This window comes from Serratia sp. J2, assembly GCF_046269175.1.
GTDB classification, from domain to species: Bacteria; Pseudomonadota; Gammaproteobacteria; order Enterobacterales; family Enterobacteriaceae; genus Chania; species Chania fonticola_C.
Genome location: NZ_JBKABN010000005.1, coordinates 39918 through 54268 on the forward strand (window position 1 = coordinate 39918; position 14351 = coordinate 54268).

Sequence of the window (14351 nt, forward strand, 5' to 3'; positions counted from 1 at the left end):
CCTTATCGGGTGACTTCTGCCTTGGCCAACTTTTCGTAATAACACGCCAGTGCGCTGTGATCGGCATTGCCCAGACCATCGGCGCGCAGTGCCTGCATCATTTCCATCACCGCAGCAGTAAGCGGAAGCTGTGCCCCCACGCTATGGGAGGTATCCAGCGCGTTGGCCAGATCCTTGATGTGCAAGTCAATGCGGAAACCCGGTTTGAAATTGCGATCCATCACCATCGGAGCCTTGGCTTCCAACACCGTGCTGCCCGCCAGCCCGCCACGGATTGCCTGGAAAACCAGATCTGGGTTCACCCCGGCCTTGGTGGCCAGCACCAGCGCCTCTGACATGGCCGCTATATTCAGCGCCACGATCACCTGATTCGCCAGCTTGGTGACGTTGCCAGCGCCAATATCACCGGTGTGCACCACCGAACCGGCCATGGTTTTCATCACGTCAAAACAGCGATCAAACACCTCTTTATCGCCGCCCACCATCACCGACAATGTGGCATCTATCGCTTTAGGCTCACCGCCGCTCACCGGAGCATCCAGCATGGCAATCTGTTTGGCAGCCAGTGCTTCGCTGATTTCACGGCTTGCCAATGGAGCAATAGAGCTCATGTCGATCAGCACGGAGCCTGCCTTGGCCCCCTCAATCAGGCCATTTTCTCCCAATGCCACCTCCCGCACCTGCGGCGAGTTGGGCAGCATGGTGATCACGATATCACTCAGTGCGGCCACCTCCTTTGGCGTGGCGGCAACATCGGCACCCAGTGCGGCCAGTTCAGCCACCGCTTGGGCATTGCGATCCATCACCACCAGCGAATAACCCGCCTGCAGCAGGTTTTTGCTCATGGGTTTCCCCATAATTCCCAAACCAATAAAGCCAATTTTCATCCCGCTCTCCTTATTCAACACCCTGTTTAAACCGATCGCACAAAGCCTGCGTGGCCGTGCGGAATACGCCAAGATCGCTGCCGACGGCCACGAACCTGGCTCCCCATTCCAGATAACGGCGAGCATCAGCCTCCGCCGGTGCCAAGATGCCGCTAGCTTTACCGTGCGCGCTGGCACGCTCGAAAATGTGACGGATCACCGCCTGCACCTCCGGGTGATTTGGCTGGCCGAGATACCCCAAAGCGGCGGAAAGATCCCCCGGCCCGACAAAGATGCCGTCAACGCCCTCAACGCCAGCTATCGCGTCCAGGTTATCGACCCCCTGTTGGCTTTCGATCTGTACCATCACCGCTATCTGCTGGTTGATCTGGGCGAAATAGTCCGGCACGGTGCCATAACCGTTGCTGCGGTGCGACACAGAGACCCCACGGATCCCCGCCGGGGGATAACGGGTCGACGCTACCGCCAACTGTGCCTGCTCAGCACTTTCCACAAACGGGATCAGAAAGTTGTAAAAACCGATATCCAGCAAGCGTTTGATAATCACCGGTTCGTTGCAAGGCGGGCGTACCACTGCGGCGCTAGGACTGCCCTTCAGCGCCATCAGTTGCGGCACGAAAGTGCCAATATCATTCGGCGCATGCTCGCCATCCAGCACCAGCCAGTCGAAACCGGCCAGCCCCAAGACTTCGGTGGAGATCGGGTTGGCAAGCGCGGACCAGCAGCCGATCAGAGTTTCACCTTCGAGCAACGATTGGCGAAAAGGGTTATGGCAACTATTCATGATTTATCCTCTACTAGCGCACCAGGCACGGGCGTTTGTTATCAAAGATCCAACCAGGGATCAGGTACTGCATACCCTGCGCATCGTCGCGACCCCCAAGACCGTGTTTCTGGTAAAGCTCATGACCCTGCATTAAACGATCCCGATCCAGCTCGATCCCTAATCCTGGCCGTTGTGGAACCTGAACGCGGCCACCGATAATCTGCAGCGGTTCCCGCGTCAGCCGTTGGTTGCCCTCCTGCCAGATCCAATGGGTGTCGATCGCCGCAATGTTGCCCGGTGCCGCTGCGGCCACATGGGTGAACATCGCCAGCGAGATATCGAAGTGGTTATTGGAGTGTGAGCCCCAGGTCAGGCCGAACTCATGGCACATCTGCGCAACGCGCACCGATCCCTGCATGGTCCAGAAATGAGGATCCGCCAATGGGATATCTACCGACTGCAACTGCAACGTATGCCCCATCTGCCGCCAGTCCGTGGCAATCATGTTGGTCGCGGTAGGCAGGCCAGTGGCGCGGCGGAACTCGGCCATCACTTCCCGCCCAGAGAAGCCCTGCTCTGCCCCACAAGGATCTTCGGCATAGGCCAGCACGTTACGCAGCTGTTTGCCGAGTGTGATCGCTTCCTTCAGCGACCAGGCACCGTTGGGATCGAGCGTAATGCGCGCCTGAGGAAAACGCTGCGCCAGCGCCGTGACGGCCTCGGCCTCTTCGCTGCCCGCCAATACGCCGCCCTTTAGCTTGAAATCGTTGAAGCCATACTTGTCAAAAGCCGCCTCCGCCAGGCGCACTATGCTTTGCGGCGTCAGCGCTTGTTCATGACGCAGGCGATACCAGTCGCAGGCTTCACTCGGCTGGCTCTGGTAAGGCAGCGGCGTTTTGTTGCGATCGCCGATATAAAACAGATAACCGAGCATTTCCACCGAGTCACGCTGCTGCCCATCCCCCAACAGGGCGGCTACCGGCACATCAAGGAACTGCCCCAGCAGGTCCAGCATCGCCGCTTCAATGCCGGTCACCACGTGGATGGTGGTACGTAAATCGAAGGTTTGCAGGCCGCGCCCGCTGGCATCCCGATCGGCAAAGCGTTCACGCACCCGGTTCATCACGTTCTTGTATTCCCCGAGGGTTTTGCCAATCACCAGAGACTGAGCCTCTTCCAGGGTCTGGCGGATTTTCTCGCCTCCAGGGATCTCCCCTAACCCAGTATTACCGGCGTTATCCTGCAAGATCACGATATTACGGGTGAAGAATGGGGCGTGAGCGCCGCTGAGATTGAGCAGCATGCTGTCGTAACCGGCCACCGGTACAACCTGCATGGCAGTAATCTTTGGTGCTGTAGTCATAGAGATGTCCTCAAAATTTTGGGTTCAATTACCAAACTTGCCGCCGTGTCATTGCCTGCTGGCCTTCGCCATCGGTTTCAGTTCGATACGCTTGATATCCCCCACGATGAACAGGTAGCTGGCCACCGCCAACAGCGCATGGATCCCGACGTAGACCAACGCGCCGTTAAACGATCCGGTGGTACCAATGATGTAGCCGATAGCGATCGGCGTGACGATGCCGGAGATATTGCCGAACATATTGAACAGGCCACCGCTCAGGCCGCTGATCTCTTTGGGGGCGGTATCTGCCATCACTGCCCACCCCAGCGCGCCCAGTCCCTTACCGAAGAACGCGGCGGCCATGATGCCCACCACCATCCACTCGGTTTCAACGTAGTTGCAGAAGATCATCGACATCGACAACAGCATGCCCAGCACGATCGGCGTTTTACGGGCGAAGGTCAGCGACTGGGTACGGCGCATCAGGTAGTCGGAAATCACGCCGCCGAGCACCCCACCGACAAAACCACAAATGGCAGGAACCGAGGCGACAAAGCCGGCCTTGAGGATCGACATGCCCCGCGCCTGCACCAGATACACCGGGAACCAGGTGATAAAGAAATAGGTCAGTGCGTTGATGCAGTACTGGCCGATATAGACCCCAATCATCATGCGCGATTGCAGCAGCTGTTTGATCTGGAACCACTTCTCACCTTTGATCTTCACCTGCGTGGCCTGCTTCTGGTCCATATTGATCAAGGCACCGCCGGCTTCGATATAGTCCAATTCGGCCTGGTTGATGCTGGGGTGCTCTTTGGGATCGTGCAGCACCTTAAGCCAGACAAAGCTCAGGATGATGCCCAGCCCGCCCATAAAGAAGAACACGTGCGACCAACCGACCGCATGCGTCAGCCAGCCCATGATCGGTGCGAAGATCACCGTGGCAAAGTATTGGGCCGAGTTGAAGATCGATACCGCCGTGCCACGTTCATGGGCAGGGAACCAGGCGGCGACAATCCGGCTGTTTCCGGGGAATGACGGTGCTTCTGCCAGGCCGACCAGGAAGCGCAGGGCGAACAGCGCTATCACGATGCCAAAACCGCTGAAGATATCTACGAAGCCTTGCAGTAAGGTAAATAGCGACCAGATGAAGATGCTCCAGAAGTAGACCCGCTTGGAGCCGAAGCGATCCAATAACCAGCCACCGGGGATCTGGCCAATCACATAGGCCCAGGAAAACGCCGAAAAGATATAGCCCATTCCAACCGGATCGAGGCCAATATCCTGAGCCATTGCGGTACCGGCAATGGAAAGCGTGGCTCGATCGCCATAGTTAAATGAGGTGACGATAAACAGCATCACCACGATCCAGTAACGTTTATTGGTTCGCTTGATGGCACTGTTGGCAGCGCTGATAGTAGACATGGTGCTCTCCTGCATTACTATATTCATCCTGAAAAACCGCTAAAAATATCTCAGAACGAAAGGTTTAAATTAAATTGCAGCCTTTTTTGAGCAGTTCGATTAATACGGCATCGGCAATTTTTAAACGCATTAACGCTTGGTGGAGAAAAGTATAGGGAACCGGCTGTCTGGACTCATCGGGCAAATAACCCAATAACAGGGCTAATATGGCGGCTTATTTATGGCGTATGCCCAATCGGGCACGGGCTGGCTCACGGATCCCACGGTTGCGTGAGCTATCTCACAACGGATTAGCACAATGCCAAAGATTGACCTCTAGAAAACGCCAAATCTAGGTCATTTGCATAATGCCCGGCACAATAGCGAATGTTATGCTTTTTGCTGAGCCAGTCTTTCGATTATTACCCACGGCGTACATAAATCAGAGTACGTGAGGTTTCACTATGTCCGAATATGCAGTTGGCAGTATTACAGCATTACCGCGCTATATTCAGGTTCATCGGCAAGATAATGTCGCCATTGTGGTTAATGACCATGGGCTGCCTAAAGGAGCAAGCTTCCCTTGCGGTCTGACATTATTGGAGTCTATTCCCCAAGGGCATAAAGTTGCGCTGCAAGATATTCCTCAAGACGGCACTATTTTGCGCTATGGCGAAGTGATTGGCTTTGCCACACGGGATATTCGCCGAGGCAGCTGGATTGATGAATCGCTGGTGCTGCTTCCCCCGGCGCCCGAGTTGGCCAGCCTGCCACTCGCCAACAATGTGCCCCAGGCATTACCGCCCCTGGAAGGTTATACCTTTGAAGGCTACCGTAATGCCGACGGCAGCGTTGGCAGCAAGAACCTGTTGGCTATCACCACCAGCGTGCACTGCGTGGCCGGTGTGGTGGATTATGTGGTGAAAATCATTGAGCGCGACCTGCTGGCGAAATACCCCAACGTCGACGGCGTGGTGGGGCTGAATCATCTCTATGGCTGCGGCGTCGCCATCAACGCTCCCGCAGCGGTAGTCCCTATCCGCACCCTGCACAATCTGGCGCTCAACCCGAACTTTGGCGGCGAAGTGATGGTGGTAGGGCTCGGCTGCGAGAAGTTGCAGCCGGAACGCCTGCTGCAGGGCACCCCAGATGTCCAACCCATTACCGTGGATGAAAGCCGGATTGTGCGCCTGCAAGATGGGAAGCACGTTGGGTTCCAGGCCATGGTGGCCGATATTCTGGCCGTTGCAGAGCAGCACCTGCAACGCCTGAACCGTCGCCAGCGGGAAACCGTGCCAGCCTCAGAGCTGGTGGTGGGGATGCAATGTGGTGGTAGCGATGCCTTTTCCGGGGTGACGGCCAACCCGGCGGTGGGTTTTGCTTCCGACCTGCTGGTACGCTGCGGGGCAACCGTGATGTTTTCTGAAGTTACCGAAGTACGTGATGCCATCCACCTGTTAACCCCACGGGTCGCCGATCAACACGTTGGCAAGCGCTTACTGGAGGAGATGGCGTGGTATGACGACTACCTCAACCAAGGGCAAACCGATCGCAGCGCCAACCCTTCACCCGGCAATAAGAAAGGCGGTTTGGCTAACGTGGTGGAAAAGGCATTAGGCTCAATAGCCAAATCTGGCAGTAGCGCGATTGTCGAAGTGCTCTCCCCTGGTCAACGCCCCAGCAAGCGTGGGCTGATTTATGCCGCCACCCCCGCCAGCGACTTTGTTTGCGGCACGCAGCAGTTGGCTTCCGGCATTACGGTGCAAGTGTTCACTACCGGCCGGGGAACCCCTTACGGCCTGACTGCCGTGCCAGTGATCAAAATGGCAACGCGCAGCGCGCTGGCTGAACGCTGGCACGATCTGATCGATATCAACGCCGGAACTATCGCCACCGGGGAGGCGAGCATTGAGCAGGTGGGTTGGCAACTGTTTGAACTGATCCTGGATATCGCCAGCGGCCGCAAGCAAACCTGGTCAGATCGATGGGGTTTGTTCAACGCGTTGGCGGTATTTAACCCGGCACCGGTTACTTGAGTGCAACGCCCCTCACCCTAACCCTCTCCCCAGGGAGAGGGAGCCGAACGTGCAACTATTTAGCCTCCCGACTCCGTATTAGCTGGGGTGTAAATACCGCGACACTGAAGCTTGAGGCTGGCGGGAGTCATGCAGGTTAGCCGACCGTTGAGCGCACGGATGCGCGATTGCGAGCCCCCATGGACGGGTTCACGGCGTGTCGGCGTTCTGTATGACTCCCACCAGCAACGCTATTGCGTACAGCTAGGCTAGTCTTCATCCAGCTGTAACCCCACATACAGCAACAGGCGAGCATCGAAATTAGCCAGGTTCAAACCGGTCAGTTCGGAAATGCGATTGAGACGATATTCCAGCGTATTGCGGTGAATATAGAGTGCCTTGGCGGTCGCGGTGGGCTGCACATTATTCAAGAACCAGGCATTTAAGGTACGCAATAACAACCCATTTCCGTCCATGGCCTTCAAACGCTCCAACGGCCGAGCCAGCTCATCCGCCTGCCAACCGCTACGCAGGCTGCCCAGCAACACCGGTAGCATCAGATCCTGATAATAGTAGGCCCACCGCTCAGGCATGCGCTGCTTGCCAACGGCCATGGTGGTACGCGCAGTGCGGTAGGAACGCACCAGGCTGCCTGGGCCAATGAAATAGTTACCGAGCGCGATACGCACTCGCAAACGGCTGCTTTCATTGATCCGCACCAGCAGATTCTCCACCCGCCGCCGATGGGCCTCAGCATCCCAGCGCCCGTGGTGATTCAGCGCCGGTTTAAGTACTACCATCTCACTGAGAGAAACAATGGCAATCAGGTTGTCACGTTCGGGTAGTATCAGCAGTTCCTGTAACTGCTGCAACTCGGCCATTGCGCTGTCGACCCCCAACTGGCCGCTATCCACCTCCACTACCGCCGCTACGCGGGGTTGGTTGGGATCTATCCCCAGGCGGTGCGCCCATTCCATCAAGGCCGGCGACAGCTCCTCTGTACGGATCAGGTTCAACACAAACTCTTCACGAAAGCGGCTGTCCTGTGCCAACAAACTCAACAAACGCGCCTGCTCCAGCATCATTTCAGCGGTCATGCAAACCAGTTCACCGTACTGCCGCAGTTGTACCGGATCGCCGGTCAAGCCGATGACCCCAACGATACTCCCGTCAACGTGCAACGGCAGATTAATGCCGGGCCGGACGCCGTGCAAATGGCGAGCAACCGCATCGTCGATAGCGACCACTCTGGCCTGCGATAACACCAGCAATGCCCCTTCATGCAGTTCCCCCAGCCGCTCAGGGTCGCCACTGCCAATAATCCGGCCCCGGTCGTCCATCACGTTGATATTGCTATCAATAATCTTCATGGTGCGAGCGACAATTTCCCTGGCTAGCTTGGCATCAAGATGATACTCCGCCATTGCGTCTTATCCCCGTCGGATGATAAACCAACATTCAGCATACCGACGAGCCTCTGCGGGCACATTGTGCAGATGCCCAAATGCGTTTTAGCCGGGCACGAGTTTGTGCTCAAACTCACAGTTTTTAGTCATAAAAAAAGGCACGCCGCAGCGTGCCTTTGTAGAACAACGGGATAGCTATTACTGCATCAGCAGATACAGCGTCGAGTCGCCACGTTGGATGTTCAGTGCCAGCACCGAAGGCTTGCTGTCGAGCACCTTACGCAGCTCACCCAGGTTGTTGATCGGCTGCTGGTTCACACCCATGATCACGTCGCCTTTTTTCAGGCCGATGCGTGCAGCGGCACTCCCTGGTTTCACTTTCTCAACCTTCACACCTTTCACTTTGTCGGTGCTGTTGCTCAGTTCTGCACCTTCAATACCGGTGTAAATATTGCTGGAATCAACCTGCTCCTGGCTACTTTGCTCAAGCGTTACGTCAATGGTCACCGGCTTACCGTCGCGGATAATGCCCAAGGCCATCTTGGTGCCCACCGGCAAGCTGCCGATCTCGGCACGGAACGACGCAAAGCTGGAGATGGCTTTACCGTTCATGGTGACAATCACGTCACCGGCCTTGATACCAGCCTTGGCAGCAGAGGATTTCGGCACAACCTGGCTGACGAATGCGCCACGCTGGGCGTCCACTTTCATCGCTTGCGCCAGCTCGGAGTTCAGCTCGGTCCCCATAATGCCCAACTCACCGCGTTTCACCTGGCCATATTCCACCATTTGCGAGGTCAGGTTTTTCACCATGTTGCTTGGGATTGCGAAGCCGATACCGATGTTGCCGCCGTCCGGCGCCAGGATCGCGGTGTTAATGCCAACCAGCTCACCGTTCAGGTTAACCAACGCACCGCCGGAGTTACCCCGGTTGATCGCCGCATCGGTCTGGATAAAGTTTTCGTAGTTTTCAATGTTCAAACCGCTACGCCCCAAGGCAGAAACGATCCCGGAGGTCACGGTTTCACCCAGGCCATACGGGTTACCGATCGCCACGGTATAATCCCCCACGCGCAGCTGCTCGGAATCGGCCATTTTGATCGCCGACAGGTTTTTGGCGTCTTTCAGCTGGATCAACGCAATATCAGAACGCGGATCCTTACCGATCACCTTGGCTTCAAAACGACGACCATCGCTCAATTGCACCGTGATCTTGCTGGCATTGTCTACCACGTGGTTGTTGGTGACCACATAGCCTTTGGCTGCATCGATGATGACGCCGGAACCCAGTGCTTTAAAGGCTTCCTGGGTAGTTGGCCCACCCGGTGCGCCACCTTGGCACATTGGAGACCCCTGGAAGGGTGAACCATCCTGGCAGAACGGCGACATTTGCTGTACCGTTTTCGCATCCACCGTGGCACTTCCTTCCACGTTAATGCTTACCACTGAAGGCATCACTTTTTCCAACATCGGTGCCAGGCTTGGCAACGGTTGGGCGCTAGTAGAGGCAGAAGCCGTTTCTGCGGCGTTGGCGGTAGTTACCGGACCCATTGCCAAACCAATACTCAAAGCCAGGGCGCTTAAAACCAGTGCTGTTTTTTTCATCTTCATCTGTGTGTCTCTTAAAAGTCGTTCAAAAGGAATACCGGGTCTTGGTGCTTAGTAAGAGCCTGCTGATTAGCTGAAGTTCCCATGCTGGGGTCGGCTAATAGTAAACAAATATTGTCGGTCTTTACAAAACTCGAAATAATGTTCCAGCCTGAGAGTTATCTCGCTAAAATAAGCGAGAATTATCTCATGAATTTATTCCGCCGCCATTAAACGACGATATTCATCATAGGCATAAAGGTCGGTCATGCCGCTGATATAATCCTGTAACAACCGCGCCCGGAAATAATATTCCCGAATAGCCTGCTGCTCGGCCGAAAGATGCTGCAAACCTTCCACCGCCTCGACATAGGCCAGGCGGTGTTTGGTGGAAAGCTTGTGAAACAGCCGCGTTTCAATCGGGAACGCCCGGTGGCTGTCTTCCCGTACCAACTGGCTGAAATCGGCCAGCGACATGGCCAGCAGCGGGCTATAAATGTCCAGCAGGCCGTTGATCACCCGGTAACCCTGTAGTTCCAACTGCTCCACTTCCGGGTGGTTAAACACGTGCTTGAACGCAACATTCTTGAAGATAGCGAGCAGGCGGCAAGCCGGGCTGGCATCCTCCAACAAGGCTCCGTTAAAGTGGCCGTGATACACCGCGTCCAGGTTATCGATAAACCGCTGGGCCGCATGGGGAACCAATTTGGCAACGGTAAATACCCGCAGGTACATAAAGAACTGATCTTCTGAACTGCGGCGCGCTCCGCTGCGCTCAATTTTACGGAACGCACTGGCAACGGTCTTATCAAACAGATCCCCCGGAGCAATCTCGCCCCATTCCTGGGTTAAATGCTGATACAGCTGCTCCACGGTAAAGATGTTCTTTTCTACCGCGTCTTCCAGATCGGCCACGCAATAAGAAATATCATCGGCGGCTTCCATAATATAGGTGAGAGGGAAACGATCGAACTCTCCCATATGTAATTCGCGCCGCAAGCGATCGACAAAGGCTTCTTCCGCCAGATAAAACCCCGGCTTCTTCATCAGATAGCTGTGGCTGGCGGGAATATCGCTTGCCCAATAGGCCGGGCGGGTATATTTCAGGATGCAGCCTACCTGGGCATAGGTCAGGTTCAATTTCAGCAACGTGTAGACCAGACGGATCGCCTGAGCATTGCCCTCAAAATGGCTGAGGTCGTGGCGAATACGGCTGCGCAGCCGGTTAAGGTCGCTCTCCCCTTCATGCAGGCGTAACACCTCTACCTGGCAACGATCGTGGCTACCCGGTTCACTGCCACAGCTGGCGGGATCGAGCCGCTGGCGGAACCAGTCGTTGATGGCAGATTCGCCGAAATGGCCAAACGGCGGATTACCTATGTCGTGCATCAGGCAGGCCATTTCGACAATGCTCTCGAAAGGATCGAGCAGCTTGCTCAGGCCGAGCGCATCAATACGCTTTTCCTGTTTGAAGCGGTTGAGGATCTCTTTGGCAATATGCCGCCCCACCTGCTGCACTTCCATCGAGTGGGTCAGACGGCTGCGTACCGCCGCGTTACGCTCCAGCGGAAACACCTGCGTTTTCTGCTGCAAACGACGTATCGCCGCAGAATTGACAATGCGACCGCGATCGCTCTCGAACTGGCGAATGATGTCGTACTCTTCTTCGGCTTCAATCGGCTTGCTAAAAGGCCGCTGAAAGCTGATCTTCTGCTTAAAGTCGATCCCGGACATCTGTTTCTCCTCCCGTTGCGCATTCCCTCCGTGATAACAATTCCCGGCGGCGGATGCAACGGTATTGCGGATTATCTCTCTCACAGAGCCATGATAGACTATGGCGCAATTTCCATACCCTATCAGCGAGTATTATTTATGAAAGTAGGCATCATCGGCGCAATGGAAGAAGAAGTTACCCTGCTGCGCGAGCAAATTGCGAACCGCCAGACCCTGCAACGTGCGGGTTGTGAGATCTATACCGGCCAAATCAACGGTGTGGAAGTCGCCCTGCTCAAATCAGGCATCGGCAAAGTGGCAGCGGCTCTGGGTACCACCCTGCTGCTGGAACAGTGCCAACCCGATGTGGTGATCAATACCGGCTCCGCCGGTGGCCTGGCCGCTACGCTGAACGTGGGCGATATCGTGGTATCTGAAGAAGTGCGCTACCACGATGCCGACGTGACCGCCTTTGGCTATGAACCGGGCCAGATGGCCGGTTGCCCACCAGCGTTCGTTGCCGATCCCGCGTTGATCGAGCTAGCGGAAAACTGCATCAAACAGCTTAACCTGAACGCGGTACGCGGCCTGATTTGCAGCGGTGACGCCTTCATTAACGGTGCCGAGCCTCTGGCCCGCATCCGCAGCACCTTCCCAACCGTTGCCGCCGTTGAGATGGAAGCCGCCGCCGTTGGCCACGTTTGCCATCAGTTCGGCACACCATTCGTGGTGGTACGCGCGATTTCCGACGTCGCCGACAGTGAATCCCATATGAGCTTCGACGAGTTCCTGGCAGTGGCCGCCAAGCAGTCCTCGCTGATGGTCAATGCCATGCTGCAAGCCCTGGCCAAGCGCGGTTAATGTGAAGCTGCGTCTGTGCGCCCTGCTAAGCTGGCTGATCCTGGGGATGCTGCTGCCTGCCAGCGCCGCCCAACGGGTGATCAGCCTGGCACCGAGCACCACGGAGCTTGCCTACGCGGCCGGTATGGGGGATACCCTGCTGGCCGTCAGCGCTTACTCCGATTATCCCCCTGCCGCCAGGCAGCTGGAACAGGTCGCCTCCTGGCAAGGGATCAACCTGGAACGGATCCTGGCGTTGAAACCCGATCTGGTTCTCGCCTGGCGTGGCGGTAATCCCCAGCGGGTATTGGATCAGCTCGCCTCCTTCGGCATCCCGATTTTTTATGCAGATGCCAAGAATATTGACGAGATCGCCCAATCGCTGGATGCGTTGGCGCAGTACAGCCCTCACCCAGAACAGGCACATCAGGCCGCTGCCAGCCTCCGCCAACAGGTAGAGGAGCTGAAAACGCGCTATGCCAGCAATTCGCCAAGGCCAGTGCTGTTACAGTTTGGCACCCAACCGCTGTTCACCAGTTCGGCGGCCACGTTGCAAAGCCAGGTGCTGGCCTTGTGCGGCGCAGAGAATATCTTTGCCGATAGCCCCGTGCCTTGGCCGCAGGTAAGCCGTGAGCAGGTGCTGGTGCGTAAACCACAGGCCATCGTCATAAGCGGAAATGCCCAGCAGATCGCCAATGTGAAAGCCTTCTGGGGCCCGCAGCTGGACGTGCCGGTGATTGCCCTTGAGGAAGATTGGTTTAACCGTGCCGGGCCACGCATTATGCTGGCGGCACAATCACTATGCGGTCAATTGGCGGAGATCCATTGATGGTATTTTGGCTGGATATTCTTGGTACGGCGGTGTTTGCCATTTCCGGCGTGTTGCTGGCGGGCAAATTACGGATGGATCCCTTTGGCGTATTGGTACTGGGGGTAGTGACCGCGGTCGGCGGCGGGACGATCCGTGATATGGCGCTCGCCAACGGCCCGGTATTCTGGGTAAAGGATCCCACCGATCTGGTGGTGGCGATGATCACCTGCGTGCTGACGCTGCTGCTGGTGCGCCAGCCGCGTCGCTTACCGAAATGGATCCTGCCGGTGCTGGATGCCATCGGGCTGGCGGTGTTCGTGGGGATCGGCGTCAATAAGGCGTTCGCCGCTGGCAGTGGGCCGCTGGTGGCCGTCTGCATGGGAGTGATCACCGGCGTCGGCGGCGGGATTATCCGCGACGTGCTGGCCCGCGAGATCCCGATGATCCTGCGAACCGAAGTCTACGCCACAGCCTGCATCGTTGGTGGCACGGTGCACGTCACAGCGTTCTACACCTTTGGCATGCCGCTACAGCATGCCATGATGCTGGGAATGATCATCACGCTGGGCATCCGCCTGGCCGCCATTCGTTGGCATCTGAAACTACCGGCCTTTATCCTCGAACAGTAATTCTTGCCTCCGCCAGCTTCGGCGGAGGCTTTACTGCCAAGCAGTATATTCGACTACTATATACGCAATGTGCTATTATTTTGCGCTAATAAAATGCGCTTGAATAATGTAATCACCTGGTTAACTCTTCGTTAAAAATTATCCCGCGCCGTTAAGTTCCGTTCACTTTTGCCGATAGGTCCTATTGCTGTGGCCTGCGGATAGGTATTGTTTTGAGTTTACGCATGAAGAAAAATCTTTTGATCGCCAGCACACTGTTGTTGAGCAGCAGTGTGCTGGCCGAAAACACCAGCGGCAAGATGGGTATCAGCCTGACGATTGTGCCCACCTGCAGCGTAACCACGACTGACAACACGCCGCAGGTGGAATGTGGCAATGGCACAGTCTTGCAGCCGAAGATGAGCCACAGCAAACGGGTAGTAGACGATCGGGAAAGTGAACTGATCACCGTGGAATGGTAGGCACAAAAAAACCCGCGCACCGTACAGGCAGGCGGGTTTTTTTAACGGCGGCGGATCAGATACTGAATGAAGAACCGCAGCCACAGGTGGTTTTGGCATTCGGGTTAGTCACGATAAAGCGTGAACCTTCCAACCCTTCGGTGTAATCCACCGCGCCGCCAACCAGATATTGCAGGCTCATCGGATCAACCACCAGCGCAACGCCCTGTTTCTCGATGGTCATATCGCCGTCGTTGATCTTGTCATCAAACGTGAAGCCGTACTGGAATCCACTGCAGCCGCCACCGGTAATGTAAACCCGCAACTTCAGGTTTGGATTCTCTTCGTCAGCAATCAGGAATTTCACCTTGCTTGCTGCTGCCTCGGTAAATTGCAGGGGCAGTGCTGTTTCATCACTCATACTCGTTACTCCCAACAGTGTTTCACATCAGGCGACGACGACGGTAACCTGATTAATGGTGCTGATTATCTAATACCTGAGTGTTGC

13 protein-coding genes are annotated in these 14351 nt (G+C 56.1%); 5 read left to right on the top strand and 8 right to left on the bottom strand.

Annotation, left to right across the window (positions count from 1 at the left end):
- Nucleotides 1–2: 2 nt before the first annotated feature.
- From garR to ACKWMY_RS07045, 4 genes are read right to left on the bottom strand one after another with little or no spacing between them, the layout of a single operon-like run.
- Nucleotides 3–887 carry a 2-hydroxy-3-oxopropionate reductase gene (garR, locus tag ACKWMY_RS07030; RefSeq protein WP_261161909.1) on the bottom strand — a complete coding sequence of 295 codons (885 nt, stop codon included), beginning with the start codon at nt 885–887 and terminating at the stop codon, nt 3–5.
- Nucleotides 888–897: 10 nt separating this feature from the next.
- Nucleotides 898–1671: a 2-dehydro-3-deoxyglucarate aldolase gene (garL, locus tag ACKWMY_RS07035; RefSeq protein WP_409486104.1), complete on the bottom strand. Its 774-nt coding sequence runs from the start codon at nt 1669–1671 to the stop codon at nt 898–900.
- Nucleotides 1672–1684: 13 nt separating this feature from the next.
- Nucleotides 1685–3016: a glucarate dehydratase gene (gudD, locus tag ACKWMY_RS07040; protein ID WP_409486105.1), complete on the bottom strand. Its 1332-nt coding sequence runs from the start codon at nt 3014–3016 to the stop codon at nt 1685–1687.
- A gap of 48 nt (nt 3017–3064) precedes the next feature.
- Nucleotides 3065–4423 carry an MFS transporter gene (locus tag ACKWMY_RS07045; protein ID WP_409486106.1) on the bottom strand — a complete coding sequence of 453 codons (1359 nt, stop codon included), beginning with the start codon at nt 4421–4423 and terminating at the stop codon, nt 3065–3067.
- A gap of 443 nt (nt 4424–4866) precedes the next feature.
- Here ACKWMY_RS07045 and garD point away from each other — a divergent pair, with 443 nt between their 5' ends.
- Complete coding sequence (gene garD, locus ACKWMY_RS07050) at nt 4867–6438, top strand: galactarate dehydratase (RefSeq protein ID WP_074031843.1); 1572 nt, start codon at nt 4867–4869, stop codon at nt 6436–6438.
- Between the two features lie 248 nt (nt 6439–6686).
- Here garD and ACKWMY_RS07055 read toward each other — a convergent pair whose 3' ends face one another.
- The 3 genes from ACKWMY_RS07055 to dgt all read right to left on the bottom strand — a co-directional run bounded on the left by ACKWMY_RS07055 (nt 6687) and on the right by dgt (nt 11144).
- On the bottom strand, nt 6687–7841 hold the full coding sequence (locus ACKWMY_RS07055; protein WP_074031844.1) for a CdaR family transcriptional regulator: 1155 nt from the start codon (nt 7839–7841) through the stop codon (nt 6687–6689).
- Nucleotides 7842–8021: 180 nt separating this feature from the next.
- Nucleotides 8022–9428 (bottom strand): serine endoprotease DegP, encoded by a 1407-nt coding sequence (gene degP, locus ACKWMY_RS07060; RefSeq protein ID WP_211136174.1) that lies wholly within the window; start codon nt 9426–9428, stop codon nt 8022–8024.
- A gap of 198 nt (nt 9429–9626) precedes the next feature.
- Entirely contained in the window at nt 9627–11144 is a 1518-nt protein-coding gene (gene dgt, locus ACKWMY_RS07065) for a dGTPase (RefSeq protein WP_211136165.1), read from the bottom strand.
- A gap of 138 nt (nt 11145–11282) precedes the next feature.
- Between dgt and mtnN the strand changes: the two genes are divergently transcribed.
- The 4 genes from mtnN (at nt 11283) to ACKWMY_RS07085 (ending at nt 13864) form a co-directional block, all read left to right on the top strand.
- Entirely contained in the window at nt 11283–11984 is a 702-nt protein-coding gene (mtnN, locus tag ACKWMY_RS07070; RefSeq protein WP_065687057.1) for a 5'-methylthioadenosine/S-adenosylhomocysteine nucleosidase, read from the top strand.
- Nucleotide 11985: 1 nt separating this feature from the next.
- Nucleotides 11986–12792, top strand: coding sequence for a vitamin B12 ABC transporter substrate-binding protein BtuF (gene btuF, locus ACKWMY_RS07075; RefSeq protein ID WP_260524228.1), 807 nt, complete (start codon nt 11986–11988; stop codon nt 12790–12792).
- The gene (locus ACKWMY_RS07080) at nt 12789–13403 is read left to right on the top strand and encodes a TRIC cation channel family protein (RefSeq protein WP_024483478.1); all 615 of its coding nucleotides are present in this window, start codon (nt 12789–12791) and stop codon (nt 13401–13403) included. The genes btuF and ACKWMY_RS07080 overlap by 4 nt, the downstream gene beginning before the upstream one ends.
- Nucleotides 13404–13627: 224 nt before the next feature.
- The gene (locus tag ACKWMY_RS07085) at nt 13628–13864 is read left to right on the top strand and encodes a hypothetical protein (RefSeq protein ID WP_199063584.1); all 237 of its coding nucleotides are present in this window, start codon (nt 13628–13630) and stop codon (nt 13862–13864) included.
- 55 nt (nt 13865–13919) lie between these two features.
- Here ACKWMY_RS07085 and erpA read toward each other — a convergent pair whose 3' ends face one another.
- The gene (erpA, locus tag ACKWMY_RS07090; protein ID WP_021179368.1) at nt 13920–14264 is read right to left on the bottom strand and encodes an iron-sulfur cluster insertion protein ErpA; all 345 of its coding nucleotides are present in this window, start codon (nt 14262–14264) and stop codon (nt 13920–13922) included.
- Between the last annotated feature and the right edge of the window lie 87 nt (nt 14265–14351).